This window comes from Kitasatospora sp. NPDC004723, from assembly GCF_040609255.1.
Lineage (GTDB): Bacteria > Actinomycetota > Actinomycetes > Streptomycetales > Streptomycetaceae > Kitasatospora.
Genome location: NZ_JBEXJT010000022.1, coordinates 101,145 through 127,078 on the forward strand (window position 1 = coordinate 101,145; position 25,934 = coordinate 127,078).

The window sequence follows — 25,934 nt, forward strand, 5'->3', positions numbered from 1 at the left end:
ACAGTGGCCGCCATGTGTCCGGACGCCGCCCCGCCCTCCCGCGACCCGCGTCGCCGCGGGGCGGGGGCGGCTCTGGTGCTCCTCCTGCTGACCGCCCTCGGACTGATCGGCCACCACACCCTCCCGGCCGGTATCGGCCCGGCCCCGCACGCCGCGATGGTGATGGCCTCCGACGCCCACCGGCACATCGGCGCGGCCGAGCACCGGTCGGCGACCGTCGCCGACCGGTCGACGACGGCCTGCGCCGAACACCGGGTCTGCTCCTCGACGGTGCCCGCCCGCGGCATCCCGCTCGACGCCCCGCCGCCGGCCGGGCTCGCCGACGCGGCCGTCGCCGATCCCGCGCCGCGGCGACCGGCGGTCGCGCCCGGCGTCCCGTGGCCCGACCTCGACGTCCTCTCGATCTCGCGCAGATAGGCACCCCACGGCGGCCGGGAGCGGAACCTCCCGCCCCCCGCCGCCGGGCAGCCCCGTCCACCGGCACGGCCGTGGAGGCCGGTGCCGTACGCGCACTCACCCGAGAGACCCCGATGCCCGAATTCACCGTCAACCGCCGTTCCCTGCTGCTCGCGGGCCTGGGCGCCACCGGCGCCGGCCTGCTCGCCGCCTGTTCGGACGCGGCCGGCACGCCGCCGCTCACCGATCCGTCCGGCAGCCCCGTCGCCGAGGCCGAGGCCAAGCGGCTCTCCACCGGCCGGGAACGCCCGGTGACCGTCACCGCCACGGCCGACACCGTCGACCTGGGCGGCGGGACCACCGCCCGGACCTGGACCTTCGGCGGCGCCCTGCCGGGCACCGCGGTCCGCACCACGGCCGGCGACACCCTGGTCGCCACGCTGAACAACCACCTGCCCGCGCCGACCTCCCTGCACTGGCACGGCCTGGCGCTGCGCAACGACATGGACGGCGTGCCGCCGGTCACCATGCGGCCGGTCGCACCCGGTGGCAGCTTCACCTACCGCTTCGTCACCGACCGGCCGGGCACCTACTGGTTCCACCCGCACGTCGGCGTCCAGCTCGACCGGGGCCTGTACGCGCCGCTGATCGTCGAGGACCCGCGGGAACCGCTGGGGTACGACGAGGAGTGGGTGGTCGTCCTGGACGACTGGCTGGACGGCGTCACCGGCACCCCCGACCAGGCGCTCGCCGAGCTCCGCAAGGGCATGGGCGGCGGTTCCGGCATGTCCGGCCATGACATGAGCGGCATGTCCGGCCACGGCATGGGCGGCATGGGCGGGATGCCGGGCCAGGACACGGGCGGCACGGGCAGCGCGGGCGCGCCCGCCGGGCAGCAGCCGTCGTTCATGCTCATGGGTGCCACCAGCGACCTGCTCGGCGGCGACGCCGGTGACGTCCGGTACCCCCACCACCTGGTCAACGGCCGGACCGCCGCCGACCCCGAGGTGTACCGCTCCCAGCCGGGCCGGCGGGTCCGGCTGCGGATCGTCAACGCGGGCGGCGACACCGCCTACCGCCTCGCCCTGGGCGGCCACCGGCTGACCGTCACCCACACCGACGGCTACCCGGTGGGCCACGAGGAGGTGGACGCCCTGCTCATCGGCATGGGCGAGCGCTACGACGTCCTGGTCACCCTGCGCGACGGCGTCTTCCCGCTGACCGCGCTCGCCGAGGGCAAGGACGCGGCGGGCCGTGCCCTGGTCCGCACCGGTGCGGGCGAGGCCCCGGCGGCCGGGCTCCGCCCCGCCGAGCTCGACGGCCGGATCCTGGCCGCCGACGCGCTGCGGGCCGCCGACGAGGTCCGGCTGCCGGTGCGCACGCCCGACCGCACCCACCGGATCGAGCTGACCGGCGGCATGGCCAGGTACGACTGGGCGCTCAACGGGCGCCCCTTCGACATGGCGGACCCGAACGCCCGCGCGTTCCTGGTCGGCGCGGGGGAGCGGGTCCGCCTGGAGTTCGTCAACCGGACGGAGATGTGGCACCCCATGCACCTGCACGGGCACACCTTCCAGGTCGGTGAGCAGGGGCCGCGCAAGGACACCGTGATCGTATTGCCGGGCCGCACGGTGACCTGCGACTTCGACGCCGACAACCCCGGCCGGTGGATGACGCACTGCCACAACCCCTACCACGGCGAGGCGGGAATGATGGGCCTGGTCGGCTACCGGGCCTGAGCCCGCCCCCGGGCGGCGGGCTCAGGCCCGCCGCCCGGGCCGGTCCGCCCGCACCGCGACCGTGCACAGCCGCTTGGTGGCCCGGGTGAGCGCGACGTAGAGGTCGCGCTCACCACCCGGCCGGGCGGCGCGGATGCCGTCGGGGTCGACCACCACGGCGGAGTCGAACTCCAGGCCCCGGGCCTCGGAGGCCGGCACCGCCCGGACCTGCTCCGCGACGGCCCCGGCCGTCGTCAGGAGCGCGGTCAGCGCGCCGGCCGAGGCGTCCGGGCAGAGCACGCCGATCAGCTCGCCGGGATGGGCGGCCGCCTGCGCGCGCAGCTCGGCGAGCAGGACGTCGCCGAGCGCGGCGGGCGCCGCGCCGAGGGTGCGCGGCCGCTCGCCGTGCCGGATCGAGCCGACCGGCGGCTGCTCCGGGGCGATCTCGGCCAGCAGCTCGCGGGTGGCGGCCAGGATCTCCTCGGTGGTGCGGTAGCTGACGGTCAGCGTGCGCAGGTCGAAGCGGGCGCCGAGGTGCGGGGCCAGAGCCTCGTGCCAGCCGCGCGCGCTGGTCGCCGGACCGGCCTGGGCGAAGTCGCCGACCAGCGTCATCGACCGGCCCGGGCAGCGCCGCAGCACCATCCGCCACTGGAGCGCCGTGAACTCCTGCGCCTCGTCCACCACGACATGGCCGAACACCCGCCGCGGCGGGCCGTCCAGCAGGCCCGCCGCCTCGTCGAGCAGCGGCAGGTCGGCGTCGGTCCACGGCGCGCCCGGCTCGCGCAGCAGCAGCGCGCGCTCCTCGGCGGTGAACTCCGGCAGGTGCGCGGCCAGTGCCCCGGGGTCGCCCAGCAGCGCCTCCACCACCGCGCCGGGGGTCAGCCGCGGCCACAGCCGCTCGACGGCGCGCTCGACGTGGGCGTCGTCCAGCAGTTCGGCCCGCATCGCGTCGACGTCGAGGCCGGGGCCGTCGTCGGCCGGCCCGTCGTCGATGCCCAGCCGGCGCAGGTCCCTCGCCGCGGCCCGGTCGAGGTCGAGGCCGGTCAGCTCGGCGACCTCGGCGTCGATCCGCGCCAGCGTCTCGGCGGCGCCGCGGGCCAGCGCGGCCGTCACGGCGTCCACCAGCAGTTCCTTGAACAGCCGGCGGGCCCGGTGGTGGGCGAGGCCGCCGGCGCGGGCGGCGTCCCGGACCCGGGCGACCTCCGCCGCGTCCAGCCGGACGTCGTCGCGCCCGACGCGCACCGCCAGGCCCCCGTCGGGCGCCTGCCGGTCCCGCACCACGGCGGCCAGCGCCCCGGCGAGCGCGGCGTCGCCCTTGAGCCGGGCCGTCCGCGGCGGCTCGACGGCCTCCGCCGCAGGGCCGCCGGGGCCGTCGGCCGGACCGCCGCCGGGGCCGCCGGCAGGTTCGGCGCCGGCCAGCTCGGCGCAGGTCGCCAGCACCACGTCGTTCTCGCCGAGCGAGGGCAGCACCTGCGCGATGTACTCCAGGAACCGGGCGTTCGGCCCCAGCACCAGGACGCCCTGCTCGGCGGCCTTCGGGAAGGCGTAGAGCACGTACGCGGCGCGGTGCAGCGCGACCACTGTCTTGCCCGTGCCGGGGCCGCCCTGGACGACGGTGACCCCCCGGTGCGGCGAGCGGACGATCGCGTCCTGCTCCGCCTGCAGCGTGGCCACCGCGCTGCCCATCCGCCCGGTGCGCCGCTCCTGGAGCGCCGCGGCGAGCGGGCCGTCGCCGACCACGTCCTCGGCGGTGGGCTCGGAGCCGTCGAGCAGCTCGTCACTGACCCCGACGACGGCGCGCCGCGCCAGGCGCAGGTGCCGGCGCCGCCGCAGGCCCATCGGGTGCACCGGCGTCGCCTCGTAGAACGCCCGCGCCGCGTCCGCCCGCCAGTCGACCAGGGCCGGCAGCTCGTCCTCGCCGCGCTGCAGGCCGAGCCGGCCGATCCGCAGCGCCGTCCCGTCCGCCAGGTCGATCCGCCCGAAGACCAGGCCACCCTCGGCACCTTCCAGCCGCCGTACCTCGCGGGCGAGCCGCTCGGCCGCCGACTGCCGCTCGTAGGCCTCGCCGGCACCGTCCGCCCGGGTCGCGAGCGTCACGGCGAGCCGCGCCCGGGTGTCGGCGAGCCGGTCGTCGAACAGGGCCGTGACGGCGTCCACCTCCGCCCGCTCCAGTCGCACCTGGCGTACCACGTTCTCCTCGGCCTGCGGCACAGGAAGCGCTCCCCTCTCAGTGTCGGCCTGTCACTATGCGTGGTCGCGCGGCGAATGTAAACGTTGACCTCGGGCCCCGATTCGTGTCTTCGCCCGGGCCCCGGGCCCTCGTTCACCCGGCCCGGAACGCCGCCGACCGGGCACCCGGCCGCGCGGTGGCGGCCCGGTGCCCGGTCGGTACGGGGGTGCGGGAGCCCGGTGCTCAGGCCTCCTTGATCACCACGGTCTTGGCGGACTTGTCGTGCAGCGCCTGCTGGTACGGCTTGTCCCACAGCGGCCACAGCACGTTCAGCAGCGCGAAGAGCGAGCCTATGCAGTAGACGGCGTTGGGCAGCGTGTAGAGGGCCGCGCGGATCAGCAGCGAGTTCTCGGCGGGCTTGGCCCCGGTCGCGAGGTCGACGACCCGCAGCTTCATGACCTTCTTGCCGACCGTCTGGCCACCCTGGGTGAGCAGCATCGCGGCCTCGTAGCCGAAGGAGAGCAGCGACGCCACGACGTAGTACAGGATCGAGGCGCCGGTGATCGCGAAGACCAGCACGGTGGGCACGAGCAGGATGGCGACGTCGATCAGCCGGGCGACCAGGCGCTCGGCGACCGGGGCGAGCGGCTTGCCGCCGGGCACCGGGGAGCCGCCGTACGCGCCGGGCTGGGGCTGTCCGTGCGGCCAGGAGCCCTGCGGCTGGCCGTAGGGCTGCTGCGGGGGAGTGCCGTAGCCGGGCTGCCCGTACGGCTGCTGCTGCTCTCCGTAGGGCTGGCCGTACGGGGCCTCCTGCTTGTACGGCTGCTGCTGCTCCCCGCCGTAGGGGTTCTGGTTCTGCTGGCCGTAGGGGTTGTTGTTCCCCTCGTACGGGTTCTGGCCGTTCCCCGTGGGACCGTTGGTGCTCATCGTGGCTGGTTCCCTGCCTCGGCGATGGTGGTACGGCTGTTCTATCGATCATCGGTCGGCCGCGTGAAGACGGACCGGCAAGTCGTTACCGATCAGGCACCCCGTTGTCGCCGAGCCGGGCGGCCGGGAGTCCGTTATGTTCGAAAATGCCGGAATAAGCCCGCGCCGCCCGCCGCGGCGGCCCGACCAGGGAGACGGCCATGACCGGTGCACCCGAACCCATCAGCGACGCCGGCCGGACCGCGCTGGAGCGGGAGCTCGCCGAGCTGCGCACCGAGCGCGCCGCCGTCGCCGCCACCCTGAGCGGCGACGACCAGCCCGGCGATCCGGCCGACCAGGCCGACGAGTTGCAGCGGGCCGACCAGCTCGACCGGCTGGACGACCGGATCACCGGGATCGAGGGCCGGCTGCGCGAGGCCGCCGCCGCCGGGGCGCCGAGCACCGAGTGCGTCGGCGTCGGCAGCACCGTGACCCTGCGCTTCGCGGACGCCGACGAGATGACCGTCCGGATCGGCGAACTCGCCGAGGAGCTGGACCCGGAGCTGGTCACCGCCGACAGCCCGCTCGGCCTCGTGCTGCTCGGTCGCCACGCCGGTGAGACCGTCGAGTACGAGGCCCCCGGCGGCCGGACGACGGCGCTGGTCCTGTCGATCGGCGACGGCTCGGCGGCGTAACCGCTCTTCCGGGCGGGCCCGGTCCCGGCGTCGGCGCGTTCTCAGCACGGCCTCAGTGCGCAGGGATGGACCAGGTAGGAGCCCAGCCGGCCGTCCCGGTCGCCGTCCTTGAACGCGACGGCCCGGCCGGCCAGCCGGTCCCGCTCGGCCCGCAGTTCGAGCGCAGTGCTCGGGCTGTTGATCCGGGCGTCGGCGGTGGGCAGTTGCAGCGGGGCGCTCACGAGGAGGTCCCAGCGCTCCGACGCGGTGCCCGGCGCGGTGACGGCCGGGCCGTCGGCCAGCCGGAGTTCCACCCGGCCGTCGGCCAGGATCCCGATCCGCAGCGGGATGTCACCCTCCGCGGTGCCGATCTCCCCGGTCCAGACGCCCGGCGCCAGGGCCGTCGGGCGGGTCCGCTCGACGGCCGGGTTGACCTGGTCGTTGGAGAAACCGGGCGCCAGGATGCCCACGAGGTGCCCGACGACGGCGTCGCGGGCCGCCTTGGCGGTGGAGTTGGTCAGGACGGCCACCGAGGTCTCCCGCTCGGGGATGTCGATCATCATCGTCGCGATGCCGCCCATGCCGCCGCCGTGGCTGTGGACCACCGGTCCGGGGCCGCGCGAGACGATCCGGCCGAGCCCGTAGCCGAGCCGCTCGTCGATCGGCAGGGCGTCGTCCATGGCCGCGACCGTGGCGGGTTCGAGCAGCCGGGAGGCGGTGCGGGCGAACAGCGCGACGTCGCCGGCGGTCGCCCAGCCGGCCCCGGCGGCGGGGTGGCCGGTGAAGCAGGTGGGGTAGGCGCGGCCGTCGGCGGAGTAGCGCTCGGCGACGGGCGCCGGCCCGGGGTGGGCCGGCCCGAACCCGAAGCTCCCGAGGCCCAGCGGTTCGGCGATCCGCTCCCGCAGGTGGTCGCCCAGGTCCTGGCCGGTCACGGCCTCCAGCAGCCGGCCCAGCTCCTGGTAGCCCAGGTTGGAGTACTCGAAGCCGGTCCCCGGCTCGCGGACGAGCGTGCGGTAGCGGTCGAGGTCGACGGGCAGCGGGCCGGTGCCGTAGTGGAAGCTGTAGAACGCCGGGAACCCGCCGCGGTGCCGCAGCAGTTGGCGCGGCGTCGGCGCGGTCCACCGGAAGCCGCCGGGGATCGGGGCGTCGAGGTCCAGCAGGCCGTCCTCGGCGGCCAGGCAGACGGCGGTGGCGGTGAAGGCCTTGGTGACGGAGGCCAGCCCGTAGACCGTCTCCGCGGTGGCCGGCCGCCGGTCGGCGACGCTCGCGTGGCCGTAGGCCCGGGCGAGGACGACTTCGTCGCGTTGGGCCACCGCGACGGAGACGGACGCGCAGCCGTGTTCGGCCAGCGCCTCCGCGCAGAACTCGTCCAGCCCGTCCAGCCCGTCCACCCTGCCCGGCATGCGGCGACCTCCCGATCGGATTGCCCGTCGGTCGAACGATAGTGCTCCGTCTCCGAACGACCGCCGCCGGGGTCGCCCGGAGGTGACGTGCCGTCAGGACGCGGGCCCGGCGGGGCGGCCCGGGACCCAGAGCGGCACCGGGGCGGTGGGGGCCATGTACTGGGCCGCCTGGGCGTCCAGCTCGGCCAGGGCCCGGTCCCGGTCGTCGTCGGTGAGGTCCGCCAGCGCGGCGGCGGCGGAGCGCGCGCAGGCCAGGACGAGGGCAAGCAGGTCCTGACGGCGGCAGTGGTCCCGGACGTAGGCCCCGCACCGGGCGGCGACGGCCGCCGTGTGGGACGCGCGCTCGGCCGCCGCGATGGGGCCGGTCCCGGCGGTGGCCGAGCGGACCCCGTGCCAGAGCAGGACCAGCGCGGCCGGCTCGGCCGGGTGGCACACCTCCGCGAGCCGGGCCCACTCGCGCGCCTCGGCCGACTCCCGGCCCAGTTGCTCCAGGGCGGCCGGGCCGTCCCCGCCGTGGCGCCGCAGCACCAGCTCCGCCGCCCGGCGCACCACCGCCTGCAGGACGGCCTCGGCCGGCACCCGCAGTCCGGGCGCCGCCGGGTCGCCGAAGGTGAGCCAGGCGTCGGCGAACGAGGCGGCCCGCAGCGGCGCCAGCCAGGGGGCGGCCGCGGGCGTCAGCCGTTCCTCCACGGCGAGGCGGACCAGCCCCACGCCGATGAGGTCCGGCGCGCCCGTGTCCGGTCCCAGCCCGATCAGTTTGGTCCTCACTGCGTACCCCCCGGCCGGCGGCCATCACTCGTTCGGGGTATCTCATCACGGTACGGAGCCGGACGGACCCGGTCGCGGCACCGATGAGACGCACGCCACGCGCCGGGCGTCAGTCCTGGTCGACGGGCCCGTCGGCCGCGGCGGCCGGCCGCCCGGGCGCCGCTTCGCGGCGCTCGAAGGGCGAGGGCACCGGGAAGTAGGCCCGCAGGAAGTCCGTGACGGCCCGCTCCTGCTCCTCGGGCGCCAGCAGGTCGCGGGTGCCGTCGGCGAGGCAGAAGTAGTCCGCCCAGCGCTCCTCGTGGAGCTGCGCGAGCCGGCCGAGGTCCTCGGTGCTGTCGGTGACGAAGTAGCCGTCGTAGAGGTGGCCCTCGACGGTGCGGGCGGTCGCGTGGCCGTAGTGGATGGCCAGGGTGACCGGCGCGAGGTCCTCGGCCGAGCGGAACGGCGAGCGGACGGTGTCGTGCAGCTGCGCCGCGAACCGCTCCGCGCTCTCGGCCAGCACGCTGCGGCGCAGCGGGTGCGGCGAGTGCTTGAGGGTGCGCGGGTAGGTCTTCCCGACGGCGGCGGCCAGGGCGGCACGGGTGTTCTTCTGCGCGGCGACGTAGATCGAGTCACCGGGCTCGTTGGCGCCGGGCGGGATGATCCGGTCGTCGGGGAAGTAGCGCGGCATGCCGTTGCCGAGGAAGAAGTCCTCCGGGACGAGCGGGCGGCCGAGGAAGACGTCGTCGTTGAGGTACAGGAAGTGCTCGGTGAGCCCCGGGACGAGGTGCAGCCGGGTCTCGATGGCGTGGGAGTTGAACACCGGGCCCGCGTCGGTGCCGGCGAACAGCGCGCGGTGCGGGACGACGGTCAGGTCCGGGTGCTCGGTGTCCAGCCAGCTCGGTGTCTGGTCGTCGGTGACCAGGTGGATCCGGCGGATCCACGGCGCGTGCGCGGCGAGGGCGCGCAGGCAGTAGCGCAGTTCGTCGCGGTTGCGGAAGCGCTGGTCGGCGTCGCCCGCGATGCCGCTCTCGGCGACGCCGTCCTCCTCGGCGATCGGGCCCGCGGTGTGCGCCAGCCGGGCGCGGGCGGCGGCCCGGCGCTCCTGCCAGGCGGGGTCGGCGTCGTCGACCCAGGTGATCACGGCGTCGATCGGGAAGTCGACCTGGTCGGGCAGCGAGGTGGCGAACACGTCGAGCAGCGGGAACGGCCGGCCGCCGACGGTCGTGCTCGCGGTGGCCTCCAGCGAGGGCACCCACCAGCCGAACGGGGTCTCGTCGATCGAGGCGATGGCGCCGGGGCCGGGGGCGGCGGAGTCCCAGAACTCGACGTCGCAGCCGGTCTCGGGGCCGTACAGCAGGGTGCCGATCACCGCCGGGCGGTAGATCCGCACGCCCTTGACCCGGTCGGCCGGCCAGGACGGCCCGGCCTCTTCCGTGGCCGGCTCGCCGTCCCGGTCCTCCGGCGCGTCCCCGGGGGTGTGCCCGGGGGCCTCCCGGGTGTCCGGCGAGCTGTCCTCCGGCCCGGCCTCCAGGAGGGCGACCGCGCGGGGCAGCTGCTCGGCGAGCACCGTGGTGAGGGTGCGCCCGTGCTCCAGGAGGTCGGCGTAGACGGCCTCGCCGGCGAACGCGTCAGCGAGCGCCCGGAGCACCGCGGGCCGGTCGCCCGGGCTGATCGCCAACCGGTGCCGCGGGTGGCGGTCGGGCACGATGCCGTGCGGGAGGCCGGCCGTCCGCACCGCCCTGCCCACCTCGGCCAGGTTGCTGTCCCGGCGGTCGCCGGGCAGCAGCGTCCGGCGCTCCTCGGCCAGGTGGTCGCGGTGGCGGACGACACCCGGGAGCGTGCCGAGCAGCTCCGCCTCCCGGGCCGAGCGCTCCTCGCCGAGCAGCTCGTACGGCGACCGCGGCTCCTGCCGCCCGGTGTCCTGCGTGTCCTGCCGGGACTCCGCGTGCCCGGTCCCGTCCGGTCCGGCCTCGTCCGCTCCGGCCTCGTCCGCTCCGGCGTCGGGCAGGGCCTCCTCCGGGGCGGCGGTGGGTCCGGCGGGCGTGCCGTCGGCCGGCCGACGGCGGCGGGCCAGAGCGGCCAGCGGGCGCATCCTGGCCGTGAGGTCGGCAGGGCGAATGGGCAAAGGAAGCTCCAGGGGGCTGATGGTCCGGGTGCCGGGCCTTTTACGTGTCCCCGACGAAGAATTCGGCGGGGCCGTCGGCCCGGGCGGCCCGGAACGGTTCTCCTTGCTGTCCGGAGCGGTCGGGCGGCCGGTGGTCCGGCCTGGCCCCACTGCTGCGGAGGGTCCTCACAGGTGGTTCATGGCGCCCGGCGGGGCGCGGGTCGGGCGAATTGCGGTTCGCAGGGGATCGTATGCGACCAGGAGAATTTTGTGTTGATCGATGGTAACAATCGCGTGTCCATTCGGCGCTGTGGAGGAAATGGGGGACGGTCTCCTCGGCATTTGAAATGGCGCGCGACAAGTCTGACGGATCGTCACGTACTTCCCGATTTAGCGGCCTTGACCCCCTTATGACCTGAACATTGCCAAGCCTCCCCGCCGCCGGGTCCCGGCCGACCCGCATCCCGTCGGTCTGCATATGCAGATGGTCGACATATGACGAGAGCTGTCCTATGGTTCTCGCCAGGCGGGCGATCGGTTCCGGAGAACGGACGAGCCGTGGGGCGTGGGCGCCCGCCGTACACGTGTGGTCCGGCGTACGGCCGGGCCCTCCGTTTCCTGTGGGAGGACCGCAGTGCACCAGCGTTCCCGTTCGCCCAAACTGCTCGGCGCGGCGATCGCCGCCGTTCTGGGCCTCGGCCTGGGCGTGCCGCCCGCGGCGGCGGCCGGGGCCGCCCCGGCCGCCGACCCCGACCCCGTCCCGGGCCTGGTGGCCGGAACGGACACCGCCGCCCCGCAGCTGGTCACCGGCCTGGCCGAGCCGGCCGCCGGCGGCACCCCGGCCGATGCGGCGCGCGCCCACCTGGCGGCGTACCGGGACCGCTACCGGGTCGACCCGGCGCAGCTCGTGGAGACCGGGACCGAACGGGCCGCCGACGGCCGTCGCACCGTCAGGTTCACGCAGCAGCACGGGGGCGTCCCGGTCTTCGGGGCCGCCTACCTCGTCCACCTGGCCGGCGAGGGCGGCGGGCAGCGGGTCGAGTCGGTCGGCGGCAAGTACTTCACCGGGCTCACCGCCCCGACCGTGTCCAGCGTCCCGGACGAGGTACTGCGCCGGCTCGCGCTCGCCGCGATCGAGGACCCTGCCGGCCGGGAGGGCGCCACGGCGGAGGACCACGGCCCGGTGGTGCTGCCCGGCGGCGCCGGCCGGCTCGCCCGCCACTTCACCGTGCGCGGCACCGACCCGGCGGTGTGGGCGGCGACGGCGCGCGAGGTGTTCGTGGACGCGACCACCGGCCGGCTCGCCCTCGCCTACGACGTGCGCGCCCCGTACCGGGCCGCCGCAGCCGCCGCCCCCGGCGGAGCCGTCGCGGCCGCAGCCGCCACCGCGGCCGTGGAACCCGCCACCGGCACCGCCCCGGACGCCCTCGGCCGTTCCGTGCCGGTGAACGTCGGCCGCCTCCCCGACGGCAGCTACCAGCTCACCGACCTCACCCGCCCCGCCGTCATCACCACCTACGACGCGGCGGGCCGGGAGGTCCTGGACTTCAACGGCGGCCTGCCCGCCGACGCCCGTCCGGCCGCCTCGGCCGGCCCCGACTTCCCGGCCTCGACCGGCACCAGCGGTGCCACCGACGCGCACCTCAACGCCGCCGCCGTCGACGACTTCTACCGCACCCGCCTGGGCCGGGCCGGGATCGACGGCGACAACGGCCCGATCACCTCCGTCGTCAACGTCACCAGCTTCGGCGAGCCCCTGCAGAACGCCTACTGGGACGGCCAGAAGATGATCTACGGCGGCGGCACCGGGACGTACCACCCGTTCTCCGCCGCCCGTGACGTGGCCGGCCACGAGATGACCCACGGCGTGGTCAAGCACACGGCGCAGCTCGTCTACCTCGGCCAGTCCGGGGCCCTCGACGAGGCCGTCGCCGACTACTTCGGCAACGCCATCGAGGTGACCAGCCGCGGTATCCCGATGACCGATCCGCGGGCCGCGCTGCTCGGCGAGGACCTCTGCCGCGCCGGCACCCCGGAGGCCTGCGCCGTCCGCCGGCTGGACGACGGCCGCACCACCGTCGCCGACTACACCGGGGCGCCCGCGGGCGTCGACAACGGCGGCGTGCACCTCAACTCCACCATCTTCTCGGGCGCGTTGTGGGACATCCGGCGCGCCCTCGACCCGCTCACCGCCGACCGCCTGGTGTACCGCGCGCTCGCCGAGTACCTCACCCCGCTCGACGACTTCGTGGACGCCCGCGGCGCGGTGCTCGCCGCGGGCCGCGCGCTCGGCCTCGACCGCGCCCAGCTGCGGACCGTGGCCGGGGCCTTCGACGCCCACGGGATCAAGGCCGGCTGGCAGCGGCGGATCGGCGTGGACAGCCGGTCGCTGCTGCGCGAGCTGTCCACCGAGAGCATCGCGCCGGACGCCGCCGCCGGCCGCTGGGTGGCGGCCACCACGGAGAAGGGCGGCCGGGGCAGCCTCGGCGTCTACGCGGGCTCCGTCACCGGCTCCGCCGAGCCGGTCCGGCTCAGCCCGGACGACGGCCGCTCGCACGGCTGGCCCGCCACCGACGGCACCACCGCCGCCTGGGCGGCGATGGGCCAGGGCGCGAACGGCCAGTGGGGCATGGAGGTGTTCGCCCGGCCGCTCGACGGCGGGCCGACGCGCAGCGTCCACAGCGCCGCCAACCAGTACCTCGGCGACGTGCGGATCTCCGGCGCGGACGTGGCCTTCCTGTCGAACGACTTCGGCACCGGCCGGACCTGGCCGCAGCTGTCCCGGGACGGCGCCCCGGTGACCGCCGTCCCGCTGCCCGACGGCCACGCCGCCGCCGATCTCACCCTCAAGGACGGCCTGCTCGCCTGGACCGAGAGCTGGCAGGTCGGCGAGCGGACGGTGAGCGCGCCGACCGTCTACTCGATCGCCGAAGGCCGGACCCTCGCCCAGTACCCGGCGCCCGACACCACCCGGGTCTCCGGGACCCGGCTCGCCGGCGGCCGTCTGCTCTGGGTGGAGACGCCCACGGACCAGTCCCGGGGCAGCTCGATCCGCTCCGGCGCCCCGGACGGCTCCGCCGCGGTCGACGTGCTGCCCGGCAGCACCACCGCGCCGCGCCGGATCACCGCCCTCACCGCCACCGACCGGGCCGTCACCTTCGGCTACGCCGGCGGCCGGGTGAGCGACACCATGAAGAACACCGACCTGCCGAAGCTCTGGCAGCTCCCGCTCACCGGCGGCACCCCCGAGCGGGTCTCCTGCAACCGCGGCGGCCAGTACGCGCCGGTGGCCGACCGGGGCACCCGGGTGCTCTGGCTGGACGCCACGGCGGGCCGTACCGACCTGGTCGTGCGCGAGCGCGCGGCCGGCACCTGCTGACCGGAGGCGGCTGCCCCGGAGGCCGAACCAGGGCGCCCGACCCCGGCGCCCGGCCCCCGTCCGCCCCTCGGTCGCCCGTCCGGCCGCCGCACCCGCGGCGGCCGGGCGGGCCTTCCGGCGTGATCCGAAGGACGGGGCCCCCGCTCACCGCACGCGGCGCGGCGAGCCGGCGGCGTCGTGACCCCGCCGCCGGGGGAAGCCCCGTCCCAACCCGCGAACCCCCGGCACACCGGCGGGGAACGGTGCCGGAGCGGAGGCCGGGGGATGCGGCGGCAGCGTGATCCGCAGCAGCGAACCGTTCGGCGGCTCGGAGACGACGGTGAGGGTTCCGCCGTGCCCCGCGACGACGGCGCGCGCGATCGCCAGGCCGAGCCCGGTGCCGGGACGCCCCGACGCCGGGGGCGGGGCGCCGCCGCCGTCGTCGGCCCGTGACCGGGCGAAGCCGATCCCGCCGTCCTCCACCTCGACCACGGCGCCGGCACGGGCCGGGCGACAGCGCAGTGCGATGGTGTCCCCGTCCACGGTGAACTTCACGGCGTTCTCCACCAGGGCGTCGAGCGCCGCTTCGAGGCGGGACTCGTCGCCCTCGACCAGGACGCGGGGCGCGTCCAGGAGCCAGTTGCGCTCCGAGGCCGGCCGCCACCGCTGGACGGTCCGCCGCAGCAGGGAGCCGAGGTCGACGGGGGCCCACTCGAAGCCGGTGGGCTCGTAGGCGTCGGCCAGGACGAGCAGCCGCCCGGCGAGCCGGCCGAGCTTGTCCAGCTCGTCCACCACCACATCGAGGTCCTCCCGGCTGTCCGGGGTCGCCGGCCCGTCGCGGACCATCTCCGCGTAGCAGCGGGCCACCGTGATCGGCGTACGCATCTCGTGCGAGCAGTTGCGCACGAAGAGCTCCTTGACCTCCTGCGCCCGGCGTTCGCGCTCGACGAGCTCCCGGGTCTGCGCGAGGGCGGCGGCCCGCCGTCGCACGTGCCACACCATGCTGAGGAAGACCAGTGCCATCAGCGGGACCTCGGCGAGTTCGTCCCACTCGGCGTGGCCCTGCGCGACGAACCGGCCCAGCGCGGCGCCCGTCACCAGGGTGACCACGGCCAACACGGCGGACGTGCGGCGCACCGACCAGTTCTGGAGGCCGTAGACGATCGACATGCTGATCCACACCAGGTGGAACACCAGGGTCTCCAGGGCGGGTTCGACGAACAGCAGCAGCTGGCTGCCCCCGGCGAACAGCACCCACCCGGCGAAGAGCCGCCTCCCGGCGAAGACCGGCCGCCCGCGCTCAGCCGGCACTGAAGGCGTACCCGACGTTGCGCACCGTCTCGATGACCGGCCGGGGCACCTTGCCGCGGATCCGGCGGACCGTCGCGTCGACCACATTGCTCCCGAGCTCGTCGGTGTGGCCCCAGACGCCCGCGAGGAGTTCACGCCGGCTGCACACCTCACCGGCCCGCCGCATCAGATGACCGAGCAGCATGAACTCGCGGTGCGACAGGGGCACCTCCCGCCCGGCGAGGCTGATCGCCTGCCGTTCGAGATCGAGGGTGACCTCCCCGACCCGGAGCCACCGCTGGGGCGCGCCGGCGCCGGGCGTCCGGAGCCTGGTCCGCACGCGCTCCACCAGCTCCGCCGTCGCGAAGGGCTTGCCGAGGAAGTCGACCGCCCCGAGCCGCAGGCAGCGGACCCGGGTGGCGACGTCCATCACGGCGGACAGCACGAGGACCCGCTGGTCGGCCCGCCGGTCGAAAGCCTGCCGCATCACCTCGAAGCCGTCGAACCCGGGCAGCATGAGATCGAGCACGATCAGGTCGAACCCGCCGCCGCTCAGCCGCTGCACGGCTTGCGGGCCGGACTCCGCGGCGTCGACGGCGTGCCCGTCCGCCTCCAGCACGCGACGCAGGTAGGCGCGTAACCGCGCCTCGTCCTCGACGACCAACAGCCGTGCCATGACGGGCTCCCGTCTCCTCCCCGGCCGCACTCGTCCCCTGGGCTGTCATCCGCGGCTGCGCCGGATCCTACAAGCGCCGCGGCGGAGCATCGTCGACGATCGGTCGCAGGCGCCCGGATCACCCCGGTTCGCCCCCACTCGCGGCCGACGCGGTGGCACGGCGTCAGTGCCCGTGCGCGCCCGGCCCCGCGGCGCCGTCATGACGGCCGGATGAGAGACCTGTCATCTTCGCCCCCGTCCCCGCCGGCCGGCCCCAGGCTTGTCGCGCGCGCGTCACCGGCCGGTGACGCGGGCCCGTGCCCCTCCTCGCCGCCGGCCTCCGGCGGGACGGGGAGCCGGGTCCGGGCGCGAGAGCGGCGGCAGCTCGCCGAGGGAGAGGGAAGGCGTGTTCACGAAACGGGAAACGAGAGCGACGAGGACGCCGAGAGCGACGAGGGCGGCGAGGACGTCGAGGCGGCGCACCTTCGCGCTGTTCGGCGCCGGGACGATGGTGGCGGCGCTGGCGATGCCGATGTCCCTGCTCGACCGGGCACAGGAGGCCGTCCACCACGGGTCGGGCGGCGCCGTGGACGGGACGAAGGCCCCGCACTACTTCGGCCCGTGGCCGAACTGGGCCAACAGCCCGCTGACCTCCTCCAGGGCGAAGGTGGTCATCGGGACCACCGCCATGGAGGTCGGAAACCCGCTGGTCGACCGGGCGTACGCGACCGACTTCGCGACACCGCCGGGCGAACTCGGGCCGGTCCTCGTCGTCCTGGACGGGTCTCCGCTGCCCGCCGGCACCCTCAAGAGCTTCCGGACCTGGAACCAGGCCACGCCGGGCGGCAGCCCGACGGCCTCCGAAGGCGGCCTCTTCCACGGCTACCTGCTGCGTCCGGGCGGCACACCGGGCGGCTACACCGTGGTGGCCGACAGCGGGCCGAGGACGGTGCCGAGGCCGGCCGCGGGGACCGGGGAGATCGCGACCTACGAGGTCCCCGACGTCGCCGTGCAGGCCGGCGACGTCATCGGCTTCTACGGCCAGGGCGTCCCGGTCGACACCGGGGTCGGCTCGGCGCCCGACACCTTCCTGTACCCGGCCGGGGTCGACGGTGCCACGAACCCGCCGACCAGCGTGCCGCCGGCCGTCGGCGGCACGGTCACGCCGGGCTCCACCGCCCACCCGCGCTACCCGGTGCAGGACCGGCGGTACTCCTTCGGGGCGCAGGTCGTTCCGGCGAGCACCGGGACCGGTGCCACGGCGACGGCCACCGTCGACCCGCGGACCGGCGGCATCACCGGCATCGAGGTGACCTCGCCCGGGCGGCACTACGCCGCGGGCGCGACCTCGGTCACCGTCGAGGGCGGCACCACGGCGGCCACCGCGAAGGCCACCGTCAAGGCGACCGGGGCGGTGGTCGGCCTCACGGTCGACGCGGGCGGCAGCGGCTACGGCGGCTTCGCGGTCGCGATCACCGGCGGTGGCGGCAGCGGTGCCACCGCGACCGCCTCCGGCGGGGTGGGCGCCGTGGCGGTCACCGACGGCGGGGCGGGCTACACCATGCCGACGGTCGACTTCGACCTCCCCGACGACCCGAACGGCACGGTGGCCAAGGGCCACGTCGATCCGGCCGATCTCACCGCGGACGGCAGTGTCACCAAGGTGACCGTCGACGAGCCCGGCAGCGGCTACAGCGGCGCACCCGGCGTGGTGATCCGCAACGGGACGCCGGCCGACCCGATCCCCGGCGCGACGAAGGCGACGGCCGCCGCCGGACTGAAGCTCGTCGAGGTGAGGGTGGACGCGATCGGGTCCGACTACACCGCGGAGCCCGCCGTCACCGTCACCGACCCGACGGGCCGGGGCGGCAGCGGGGCGGCGGCGCGGGCGGTGACGGACACCGGGGCGATCAGCGGGATCGAGGTCACCGCCCCGGGCGCCGGCTACCTCACGGTCGGGATGAAGAAGTTCCAGGACACCCTGCCGCTGACCTGCGACCCCGGGACGGACGGCACCGGCTGCCCCGACGTCGCACAGCTGCGGGCGCCGTCGACGGACCCGTCGGAGAAGTTCGTCCCGGTCGCCGTGCCGAAGCCCGTCACCACCGGCGGCCGGCCGGCCGACGAGTACGTCATCGGCCTGGTCCAGTACCTCACCCGGTTCTCCTCCGACCTGCCGCCGACCCTGGTGCGGGGCTACGTGCAGCTGTCGACCGACGCGGTGCCCGGCCGCCGGGTCCCGCTCTACAACGAGCTGATGGACGGCACCCGGCAACCGCTGCCGTACACGGGCGTGACCTCGCCGCAGTGGATGGGCCCGCTGATCACCGCGACCAAGGACCGGCCGGTCCGCGTGGTGTTCCGCAACCTGCTGCCCACCGGCGCCGCCGGTGACCTGTTCCTGCCGGTCGACAGCACCGGCATGGGCGCCGGAGCGGGTCCGATGACGATGTCTCCGCCGACGAACGACGGCACCGTCACGGACGGGGTGCGCAATCCGGCCTGCACCGGGGACAAGGCCGACTGCTTCAAGGACAACCGAGCCACCCTGCACCTGCACGGCGGCGTCACCCCGTGGATCAGCGACGGCACCCCGCACCAGTGGATCACCCCGGCCGGCGAGGCCACCCCGTGGCCGCAGGGCGTCAGCGTGCGGAACGTGCCGGACATGCTGGACGCCACCGGCGCCGAGCTCTGCGCCGCCCAGGACGACGGCTGCTCGACCTTCTACTACACCAACCAGCAGAGCGCGCGGCTGATGTTCTACCACGACCACTCCTACGGCATCACCCGGCTGAACGTGTACGCCGGCGAGGCGGCCGGCTACACCATCACCGACGACACCGAGAAGGCGCTGGTCGCCGGCGGCACGATCCCCGGCGCGGCCGACACCATCCCGCTGCTCGTCCAGGACCGCACCTTCGTACCGGACGACACACAGCTCAAGGACCGCGAGGACGCCACCGGAAAGACCGTGGCCTACGGCCAGGACCCCACCTGGGACACCGCGCGCTGGGGCGGCAAGGGCAGCTTCTGGTACCACCACGTCTACATGCCGGCGCAGAACCCCGGCGACCCGTCGGGCATGAGCTCCTACGGCCGCTGGATGTACGGGCCGTGGTTCTGGCCGCCGGCCGGCGACACCAAGTACGGGCCGATCGCCAACCCCTACCACGACCCGCGCTGCAAGCTGGACGACCCGGCGACCTGGCAGTACCAGGTCGCGCCGTACTGCGAGCCGGAGCAGATCCCCGGCACGCCGAACGTCTCGATGGGCATGGAGCAGTTCAACGACACGCCCGTCGTCAACGGGGTCGCCTACCCGAAGGTGACGCTGCAGCCGAAGACCTACCGGCTGCGGCTGCTCAACGCCGCCAACGACCGGTTCTTCAACTTCCAGTGGTACAAGGCCGATCCGAAGCAGGGCGACGGCACGACCGAGGTGGCGCTCAACCCGGACGAGCTGGCGGCCGCCCAGACCGACCCCAATGTCTCGCCCACCCCGGCGGACGCCAACAACGACTCCGCCGGTCCGGACTGGATCCAGATCGCCAGTGAGGGCGGCTTCCTGCCGGCACCGGCCGTCATCGACGGCCAGCAGCCGACGACCTGGATCACCGACCCGACGCGCTTCGACGTCGGCAACGTGGACAAGCACTCGCTGACCGTCGCACCGGCCGAACGCGCCGACGTGCTGGTCGACTTCTCCAAGTTCGCCGGCAAGACGCTCATCCTCTACAACGACGCGCCCGCCGCCTACCCGGCCCGCATCTCGTCGTACGACTACTACACGGGCGCCCCCGACCTCACCCCGTCCGGCGGAGCACCCAGGATCCTGCCGGGGTACGGTCCCAACACCCGCACCGTCATGCAGGTGACCATCGCGGACACGGCGCCGGCTCCGGCGTTCAACCTGACGAAGCTGCAGGCCGCCTTCAAGCACCACGCGGACGGCTCGGGCGTCTTCGAGTCCGGCCAGAACCCGGTGATCGTCGGACAGGCGGCCTACAACTCGGCGTACGGCACGAGCTTCCCCGCCGCGAGCAACTGCAACATCAGGAACAGCTCCGTCAAGTCCTGCGACGGCCTGGTCCGGGTCAACGACACGGCGTCCTTCGGCTTCAACACGCTGAAGGCGCCCACGACCAAGATGTCGATGCCGCTGCAGCCCAAGGCCATCCACGACGAGATGAACGCGACGACCTTCGACGAGTACGGCCGGATGTCGGCCAACCTCGGCGTCGAGGCGTCGCCACCCACGCCGGGGGCGCAGAACGTCACGCTCTACCCGTACGTCAACCCGCCGACCGAGCTGATCGACGGCACGAACCTGCCCAAGGCGGACGTCAAGGTGGCACCGATCGGCACCAACGCGGACGGCACGCAGATCTGGCGGTTCACCCACAACGGGGTGGACACCCACCCGATCCACTTCCACCTCTACGACGTCCAGGTCCTCAACCGGGTGACCTGGGACAACATCGTCATCAAACCGGACGCCAACGAGCTGGGGTGGAAGGACACGGTGCGGATGAGCCCACTGGAGGACACGATCGTCGCGCTGCGCCCGGTCGTACCGACGGTGCCGTTCGAAGTGCCCAACTCCGTACGGGCGCTCGACCCGGTGATGCCGCTCGGTGACACCTCCGGGTTCAACAGCACCGACCCGCAGGGAAATCCGACCGACCCCATCGGCAACCGGCTGGTGAACTTCGGCTGGGAGTACGTCATCCACTGCCACATCCTCAGTCACGAGGAGATGGACATGATGCGTCCCCAGGTGCTGGCGCTGCCGCCGAGGCGGGCGACCGGGCTCAGCTCGACGGTCGTGGGCAGCGGCGCGAGCGCCCGGATCCGGCTGGAGTGGCAGGACGACTCGATCAACGAGACCGCCTTCGTCGTCCAGCGCACCGGTGACGGCGGCACCACCTGGAGCGACGTCGGCACGGTCGAGTCGTCCCTGGACCAGCCGAACACCCACGGGACCAGGGCCTTCGTCGACCCGACGGCCTCGGTGACCACGCCGTACCTCTACCGGGTCGTCGCACTCAACACGGTCGGGTACGGCGGCGCGTTCCCGGGCATGACGGTGAAGTCGGTGTCGGACCCGCTGCAGGTCACCCCGGCGCCGTGATCCCCGGCGGCCGGGGCCCGGGCTGATCGGTCCCGACCCCCGATCCCCGATGCCCGGCCCTCGATCCCCGGTCGACCGTCCGACGTCCGTCGGCGGTCGACCGGGCCCTCAGCCCTCGTGCCGGCGCACCCGGGCGGCCGCGAAGCCGACGACCCCGACCAGGGCCGGCGCGGCCAGGTCGGACCAGGTGAGCGGCACCGTGTCGAGCACATCACGCAGGAAGGGCAGGTAGAGGGCCGCCGCCGTGAGCCCGGCGGAGGCGAGGACGGCGAGCGGGAGGAAGAGGTTCGCGCGGCTCGGGCCGGGGCCGCAGGAGCGCGGCGATCCGTCCGAGCGCGCTGTCCGCGCCGGTGGCGGTGACCGCGGCCAGGGCCCGGCCGCGCAGGACGACCGTCCCCGCCCACAGCTCCCCGCCGGCGGGCGCGCCGCCATCGTGCCCCGCGCCGGCGGGCTGCTTGGCCACCGGCAGGGACTCGCCGGTCAGCATCGACTCGTCGAGCAGCAGCGCCGCGGCCTCCAGGATCCGGGCAGCGGCCGGCACGATGTCCCCCTCGGCGAGCGCCAGTACGTCGCCCGGGACGACCTCGGCCGCGACGCGGTCCCCCAGGACGGTTTCCACGGCGGTCTCCCTGGCTCGGTGCGGGGCCGGGGCGGGCCCGGTCGTCCGTACCTCCATGGCACCACCGAACGCGCGCCCCGGCAGCGGCGGACCGGCCGGGGACGACGACAGCGGTGGGGCGGTCGCGGACAGTAAACCGGCCCACATCGGCATCAATCACCCCGCGCTGGGTACCAACACCAACGGAGCGGCCGTGGGCGGACCACCGCCGGCCGTTCCCGCTGTCCTGGAGCACCACCGTGTCCGTTCCGACACTCCGCGTCGGCCCCCGCGCCGGCCCTCCGCACTCCCCGTCGACCGCTCCCCGCACCCGGCCGGACGGGTCGGTGCCGCGCGGCCTGCCGCCGGACCTGCCCCCGCGCCCCACCGAGGCGCAGCTGCGGGCCATGGGCAAGACCGAGGCCCGGGAACTCAGCGACGCGCTCTTCGGGCGGCTCGGCGGTCTGCCCCGCGAGACGCACACCCACAGCTACGTCCGCGGCACCATCATCGAACTCAACATGCCGCTGGTGCGCTTCATCGCCGGCCGCTTCCGCCACCGCCCGGAGGACATGGACGACATCCTCCAGGTCGGCACCGTCGGCCTGATCAAGGCGGTGGACGGCTACGATCCGGGGCGCGGGGTCGAGTTCGTCACCTATGCCATTCCCACCATCGCCGGCGAGATCAAGCGGTTCTTCCGGGACACCTCCTGGCCGGTCCGCGTCCCGCGCCGGATGCAGGAGTCCTACCTGACCGTCGCCCGCGGCTCGGACCGGCTGGAGCAGCGGCTCGGCCGGCTCCCGCACCCCGAGGAGATCGCCGAGGAACTGCACCTCACCGTCGACGAGGTCGTCGAGGGCCTGGTCGCCGGCCGGGTCTACCGGTCCGACTCGCTGGACGCGCTGCGCGAGCAGGACGCCGACGAGACCGGCAGCGCGCTGGTGGACCGGCTCGGCTCCTGCGACCCCGGCATCGAGCTGGCCGAGTTCCGCACCGCCGTCCGGCCCCTGCTCGGGCGGCTGCCGCGCCGCGAGCAGGTGGTGCTCGAGCTGCGCTTCTGGGAGGACCGGACGCAGTCCGAGATCGCCGAGCGGATCGGCGTCTCGCAGATGCACGTCTCGCGGCTGCTCTCCGCCACCCTCGCCCACCTGCGCGAGCAGTTGGAGGACCGGGCGGCGGACGGCGGCGCGGACGGCCTGCCCGGGCCGAGCTGACCACCGGTTCCGTGAACGCACCGAAGGAGGCGCCATGACCCGCAGCCGGCCCCGACCCCCGGACGCCGCCCGGCCAGCCCCGGAGGAAGGCGCCGCGTTCACCGTCCACGCCCGGCCGTGGGCCCACGGCACCGTCCTCGCCCTGCGCGGCGAACTCGACCTGGACTCCGCCGCCGTGCTGCGCCGGGCCCTGGACCGCGCGCTCGCCGTCCCCGGCACGGTCGTCGTGATCGACTGCCGCGACCTGGCGTTCTGCGACTCCACCGGCGTCAGCACCCTGCTGGAGGCCGCGGGCCGCGCGGGCGCCCGGGGCAGCCGGATCGAACTCGCCCGCCCCCGGCCGCTGGTCCGCCGCGTCCTCGAACTCACCGGTGCCGGCGACGCCTTCCCCGTCCACGACACCGTGCCGCCGTGACCCTCCGGTGCGACGGCCCCGCGGTGTCGCTCCCGCCCGGTCGGCACGCCCTCGCGCATCCTTTCTCCTGACGGTCGGTCGGCGGGTATCGAGGGTGCGGAGGGCGCATGGACGGGAAACGCGGAACGGCGGGGCGGCGACGGTTCCTCGGGCTGACGCTCGCCGCCGCGGCGGCGGCCGGGGCCTGTACGCGCTCGCCCACCGCCGCACCCCCCTCCGCCCCCTCCGCCCCTTCCACGCCGTCCGCGCCGTCCTCCTCGCCCGCCGCCGCCGAGAACGCCCTGCCCGGCAACGCCGACTGGCGGATCACCGCCGCCGGCCCGCCGGACGCCGTCGAGGGCTACACCGCGCAGGCCAGCGCGCTGCCCGGCGAACGCGTGCGCCTGCACGTGTCCACCACCGCCCCCGGCTTTCGCGTCAGCGCCTACCGCATGGGCTGGTACGGCGGTGCGCGCGCCCGCCTGGTCTGGCGCTCCGGGCCGGTGCCGGGAACCGGTCAACCGCGCGCCGCCGTCGACCCCGTCACCCGCACGGTGACCACCGCCTGGCAGCCGTCCACCGAGCTGGACACCACCGGCTGGCCGCCCGGCAGCTACCTGCTGCGCCTGGACGCCGACGGCGGCGCGGGCCAGCGCTACGTGCCGCTGACGATCCGCTCGGCGAGCACCGCCGGCACCGTCGTGATCGTCAACGCGGTCGGCACCTGGCAGGCGTACAACCAGTGGGGCGGCCACGACCTGTACGACGGCCCGTCCGGTGGGCTGGCCACCCGGTCGCTGGAGGTGAGCTTCGACCGGCCCTACCTGGACTACGACGGCGCGGGCCTGTTCCTCGTCTACGAGGCGCCGCTGATCGCGCTCGCCGAACGGCTCGGCCTGCCGCTCTCCTACCTCACCGGGGTGGACGTGCACCGCCGCCCCGGGGTCCTCGACGGCGCGCACGCCGTCCTGTCGCCGGGCCACGACGAGTACTGGTCGCCCGAGCAGCGCGCGGCGGTCACCGCGGCCCGCGACGCCGGCACCAACCTGGCCGTCCTCGGTGCCAACTGCTGCTACCGGCGGGTGCGCTACCAGCCGTCCCCGCTCGGCGAGGACCGCGTCATGGCCTGCTGGAAGGGCGACTGGGCCAGGGACCCCGGCTACCTGGCCGGCGGCCCGGCCACCACCGACTACCGCCTCGCCCCCGGCGCCGACCCCGAGAGCTCCCTGCTCGGCCTGCTGTACGACGGCTACCCCGTCGACGCGCCGTACGTCGTCACCTCGCCCGGCCACTGGGTGTTCGCCGGCACCGGCGTGGCGGCGGGCGACTCCTTCGAGCACCTGGTGGGCGTCGAGTACGACACCGTCGACGCCGCCCGTTCCTTCCCCCGCCCGCTGGAGATCGTCTCCCACTCGCCCGTGGTCTGCGACGGCCGCCGCGCCCACGCCGACACCGCGTACTACACCCACCCCTCCGGCGCCGCCGTGTTCGCCAGCGGCACCATGCGCTGGGTCGAGTCACTGGACGCCGAGGGCCCGGCCACCCCCGGCGTCAACCACGGCCTGGACGGACGCACCGGCGCGATGACCCGCCAGGTCACCGAGAACGTGCTGCGGGCCTTCGCCGCCGGCCCGGCCGCCGCCGCCCGCCCGGCCCAGGACAACGTGCGCGGCACCTACCCGGGCTGAGCCACCGCCCCCCGAACCGGGCCCAGCGCGTCCACTCGGCTGCTCCACGTCGCGTCGTCGTGACGGTCCGTCGCCGCCTGGGCATACTGTGCGCACGTGACCGGGAGGTGGCCATGTCCATGGTGGACGTCGCGGAGCTGCGGCGGCTGGTCGCCGAACACGACGCCCTGGCCGGGGACCGGTCGTCCGACGCGCGGCAGCGGCTGCGGGACATCGGCTACACCATCGGCGTCTACACCGGGGAGGCGGACGCGGCCCGCGCGATGGCCCGGGCCAGGGAACTGCTCGACTCCGGCCCCGACGGCCCCGACGGCCACGACGGCCACGACGGGCACGACGGGCGGCCCTCCGGCGAGCCGGGCGGAGGGGCGGCGACGGCCGAGGCGTTCCCGGAGAGCCTCCTGGCGACGCTCGGCGACCTGGCCGCCCGCGAACACGGCCGGTCGCGGTCGTTCTCGACCCTGGGCGACGTGCTCCACCTCGCCCGGGTGGCCGTACCCGACTGCGTCGGAGCGGCGGTGAGCACCTGGCACGACGAGGGGTCCGTGCACACCCTGGCGGCGGGATCGCCGCAGCTGCTGGCACTCGAACGGGCGCAGGCCGAGGCCGGGGCGGGGCCGCTGTCACGGATCCGCGCCCAGGGGGAGGGGCAGGTCGTGCTGCGGATCGAACCGGGACGGCCCGGGCGGTTCACCGACCGGGCACGGCGTTGCGGCGTCCGTACGGTGGTCGCGGCCCACCTGCGCACCCACCCGCACGGGTGCACCGCCTTCAGTGCCTACCTGCGCTCCCCGGAGGAGCCCGGGCCGCCGGTCCTGCGGCTGGTCGCGGCGCTGGCGCTGCAGTCCTCGATCGCCCTGGACCGCTCGACGCTGGCCCGTACGGTGGCCGACCTGCTGGACCGGCGCCACAGCACGGGGCTGGCGATGGGCGTGGTGATGGAGCGCTACGGGGTGGCGCCGCACACCGCGCTGATGCTGCTCGCCCAACTGGCCCAACGGCTGGACACCGACCTCGGCACGGTGGCCCGCCGCCTGGCCCACCGGGACCGCCCGGGCGCCCGCCCGGCCCCGGAGCCGGGCTGATCCGCGGCTCCGAGGTGCGGTCCGGCCCGCCGCGCGGACAATCGACAGGCGGGGGCCGAACCCGAGGAGGCGGGCCATGACCGACCCGAACCGCCGCTACGCGGTGACCCTGCCGGTCACGACCGGGGGACACGCGCCACAAGCCGTGGTCGTCGTCCACCGCACCGACACCCGGGGGCCGGGCGGAAGACCCGTGTGGGCGAGCGCCGACGGCGGCCTCCGGGTGGAGATCGCCGGCCAGGTGGCCACCGTCCTGACCGCGCCCGCCGGGAGCGCCCGGCATCCCTGCCTGGACGCCGTGCCGCTGCCCTGAGCGCGCGTGCGCAGCGTGGCGGGGGCGGGGGCCGCCCGGGGGCCGCCCCCCCCCCCCCCCCACACGCCCACACAAAAAACC

General features: G+C 75.3%; 18 protein-coding genes and 1 pseudogene. 10 read left to right on the plus strand and 9 right to left on the minus strand.

Annotated features, from left to right (window positions below; translation table 11 throughout):
* Positions 1-12 precede the first annotated feature (12 nt).
* Together ABZW10_RS21700 and ABZW10_RS21705 are read left to right on the plus strand one after the other, a co-directional pair.
* Positions 13-417: a hypothetical protein gene (locus ABZW10_RS21700; RefSeq protein ID WP_355368297.1), complete on the plus strand. Its 405-nt coding sequence runs from the start codon at positions 13-15 to the stop codon at positions 415-417.
* A 113-nt stretch (positions 418-530) separates the two neighbouring features.
* Positions 531-2,135 carry a multicopper oxidase family protein gene (locus ABZW10_RS21705; protein WP_355368300.1) on the plus strand — a complete coding sequence of 535 codons (1,605 nt, stop codon included), beginning with the start codon at positions 531-533 and terminating at the stop codon, positions 2,133-2,135.
* A gap of 21 nt (positions 2,136-2,156) precedes the next feature.
* On the opposite strand, the gene ABZW10_RS21710 is transcribed toward ABZW10_RS21705, so the two are convergent.
* Both ABZW10_RS21710 and ABZW10_RS21715 read right to left on the minus strand, forming a co-directional pair.
* Positions 2,157-4,253, minus strand: a complete 2,097-nt coding sequence (locus ABZW10_RS21710) for an AAA family ATPase (RefSeq protein ID WP_355368349.1) — start codon at positions 4,251-4,253, stop codon at positions 2,157-2,159.
* Between the two features lie 274 nt (positions 4,254-4,527).
* Complete coding sequence (locus ABZW10_RS21715) at positions 4,528-5,211, minus strand: RDD family protein (RefSeq protein WP_355368303.1); 684 nt, start codon at positions 5,209-5,211, stop codon at positions 4,528-4,530.
* Between the two features lie 200 nt (positions 5,212-5,411).
* Between ABZW10_RS21715 and ABZW10_RS21720 the strand changes: the two genes are divergently transcribed.
* A complete protein-coding gene (locus ABZW10_RS21720) occupies positions 5,412-5,885 on the plus strand; it encodes a GreA/GreB family elongation factor (protein ID WP_355368306.1) in 474 nt (157 codons plus the stop codon).
* 41 nt (positions 5,886-5,926) lie between these two features.
* Here the strand turns inward: ABZW10_RS21720 and ABZW10_RS21725 are convergent, their stop codons facing one another.
* The 3 genes from ABZW10_RS21725 to ABZW10_RS21735 form a co-directional block, all read right to left on the minus strand.
* On the minus strand, positions 5,927-7,267 hold the full coding sequence (locus ABZW10_RS21725; RefSeq protein ID WP_355368309.1) for a serine hydrolase domain-containing protein: 1,341 nt from the start codon (positions 7,265-7,267) through the stop codon (positions 5,927-5,929).
* 93 nt (positions 7,268-7,360) lie between these two features.
* Positions 7,361-8,035 (minus strand): hypothetical protein, encoded by a 675-nt coding sequence (locus tag ABZW10_RS21730; protein WP_355368312.1) that lies wholly within the window; start codon positions 8,033-8,035, stop codon positions 7,361-7,363.
* A gap of 109 nt (positions 8,036-8,144) precedes the next feature.
* Positions 8,145-10,142: a stealth family protein gene (locus ABZW10_RS21735; RefSeq protein ID WP_355368314.1), complete on the minus strand. Its 1,998-nt coding sequence runs from the start codon at positions 10,140-10,142 to the stop codon at positions 8,145-8,147.
* 613 nt (positions 10,143-10,755) lie between these two features.
* On the opposite strand from ABZW10_RS21735, the gene ABZW10_RS21740 reads away from it, so the two are divergent.
* Entirely contained in the window at positions 10,756-13,500 is a 2,745-nt protein-coding gene (locus tag ABZW10_RS21740; protein WP_355368317.1) for a M4 family metallopeptidase, read from the plus strand.
* Between the two features lie 144 nt (positions 13,501-13,644).
* Here the strand turns inward: ABZW10_RS21740 and ABZW10_RS21745 are convergent, their stop codons facing one another.
* Positions 13,645-14,790: a HAMP domain-containing sensor histidine kinase gene (locus ABZW10_RS21745; protein WP_355368320.1), complete on the minus strand. Its 1,146-nt coding sequence runs from the start codon at positions 14,788-14,790 to the stop codon at positions 13,645-13,647.
* Positions 14,780-15,445: a response regulator transcription factor gene (locus ABZW10_RS21750; RefSeq protein ID WP_355368323.1), complete on the minus strand. Its 666-nt coding sequence runs from the start codon at positions 15,443-15,445 to the stop codon at positions 14,780-14,782. The genes ABZW10_RS21745 and ABZW10_RS21750 overlap by 11 nt, the downstream gene beginning before the upstream one ends.
* A gap of 505 nt (positions 15,446-15,950) precedes the next feature.
* Between ABZW10_RS21750 and ABZW10_RS21755 the strand changes: the two genes are divergently transcribed.
* On the plus strand, positions 15,951-20,558 hold the full coding sequence (locus ABZW10_RS21755) for a multicopper oxidase domain-containing protein (RefSeq protein WP_355368326.1): 4,608 nt from the start codon (positions 15,951-15,953) through the stop codon (positions 20,556-20,558).
* A 108-nt stretch (positions 20,559-20,666) separates the two neighbouring features.
* On the opposite strand, the pseudogene ABZW10_RS21760 reads toward ABZW10_RS21755, so the two are convergent.
* Positions 20,667-20,798 (minus strand): annotated as a pseudogene (locus ABZW10_RS21760) (hypothetical protein); the annotation flags it as partial.
* On the minus strand, positions 20,770-21,330 hold the full coding sequence (locus ABZW10_RS21765) for a hypothetical protein (protein WP_355368329.1): 561 nt from the start codon (positions 21,328-21,330) through the stop codon (positions 20,770-20,772). The gene ABZW10_RS21765 and the pseudogene ABZW10_RS21760, both read right to left, overlap by 29 nt.
* Positions 21,331-21,416: 86 nt before the next feature.
* On the opposite strand from ABZW10_RS21765, the gene ABZW10_RS21770 reads away from it, so the two are divergent.
* The 5 genes from ABZW10_RS21770 (at position 21,417) to ABZW10_RS21790 (ending at position 25,853) form a co-directional block, all read left to right on the plus strand.
* Positions 21,417-22,373 (plus strand): SigB/SigF/SigG family RNA polymerase sigma factor, encoded by a 957-nt coding sequence (locus ABZW10_RS21770; protein ID WP_355368331.1) that lies wholly within the window; start codon positions 21,417-21,419, stop codon positions 22,371-22,373.
* 34 nt (positions 22,374-22,407) lie between these two features.
* Positions 22,408-22,788, plus strand: coding sequence for an STAS domain-containing protein (locus ABZW10_RS21775; RefSeq protein ID WP_355368333.1), 381 nt, complete (start codon positions 22,408-22,410; stop codon positions 22,786-22,788).
* Between the two features lie 107 nt (positions 22,789-22,895).
* A complete protein-coding gene (locus tag ABZW10_RS21780) occupies positions 22,896-24,455 on the plus strand; it encodes a N,N-dimethylformamidase beta subunit family domain-containing protein (RefSeq protein WP_355368335.1) in 1,560 nt (519 codons plus the stop codon).
* 113 nt (positions 24,456-24,568) lie between these two features.
* The gene (locus ABZW10_RS21785) at positions 24,569-25,540 is read left to right on the plus strand and encodes an ANTAR domain-containing protein (protein WP_355368337.1); all 972 of its coding nucleotides are present in this window, start codon (positions 24,569-24,571) and stop codon (positions 25,538-25,540) included.
* 76 nt (positions 25,541-25,616) lie between these two features.
* Positions 25,617-25,853 (plus strand): DUF6296 family protein, encoded by a 237-nt coding sequence (locus tag ABZW10_RS21790; protein WP_355368340.1) that lies wholly within the window; start codon positions 25,617-25,619, stop codon positions 25,851-25,853.
* Positions 25,854-25,934: the final 81 nt, after the last annotated feature.

What these genes read in the sequence shown, in the direction of transcription:
- ABZW10_RS21700 (WP_355368297.1), top strand. Translation starts at nt 13, where the DNA reads ATGTGTCCGGACGCCGCCCCGCCCTCCCGCGACCCGCGTCGCCGCGGG.
- ABZW10_RS21705 (WP_355368300.1), top strand. Translation starts at nt 531, where the DNA reads ATGCCCGAATTCACCGTCAACCGCCGTTCCCTGCTGCTCGCGGGCCTG.
- ABZW10_RS21715 (WP_355368303.1), bottom strand. Translation starts at nt 5,211, where the DNA reads ATGAGCACCAACGGTCCCACGGGGAACGGCCAGAACCCGTACGAGGGG.
- ABZW10_RS21720 (WP_355368306.1), top strand. Translation starts at nt 5,412, where the DNA reads ATGACCGGTGCACCCGAACCCATCAGCGACGCCGGCCGGACCGCGCTG.
- ABZW10_RS21725 (WP_355368309.1), bottom strand. Translation starts at nt 7,267, where the DNA reads ATGCCGGGCAGGGTGGACGGGCTGGACGGGCTGGACGAGTTCTGCGCG.
- ABZW10_RS21750 (WP_355368323.1), bottom strand. Translation starts at nt 15,445, where the DNA reads ATGGCACGGCTGTTGGTCGTCGAGGACGAGGCGCGGTTACGCGCCTAC.
- ABZW10_RS21755 (WP_355368326.1), top strand. Translation starts at nt 15,951, where the DNA reads ATGCCGATGTCCCTGCTCGACCGGGCACAGGAGGCCGTCCACCACGGG.
- ABZW10_RS21765 (WP_355368329.1), bottom strand. Translation starts at nt 21,330, where the DNA reads ATGCCGATGTGGGCCGGTTTACTGTCCGCGACCGCCCCACCGCTGTCG.
- ABZW10_RS21775 (WP_355368333.1), top strand. Translation starts at nt 22,408, where the DNA reads ATGACCCGCAGCCGGCCCCGACCCCCGGACGCCGCCCGGCCAGCCCCG.
- ABZW10_RS21780 (WP_355368335.1), top strand. Translation starts at nt 22,896, where the DNA reads ATGGACGGGAAACGCGGAACGGCGGGGCGGCGACGGTTCCTCGGGCTG.
- ABZW10_RS21785 (WP_355368337.1), top strand. Translation starts at nt 24,569, where the DNA reads ATGTCCATGGTGGACGTCGCGGAGCTGCGGCGGCTGGTCGCCGAACAC.
- ABZW10_RS21790 (WP_355368340.1), top strand. Translation starts at nt 25,617, where the DNA reads ATGACCGACCCGAACCGCCGCTACGCGGTGACCCTGCCGGTCACGACC.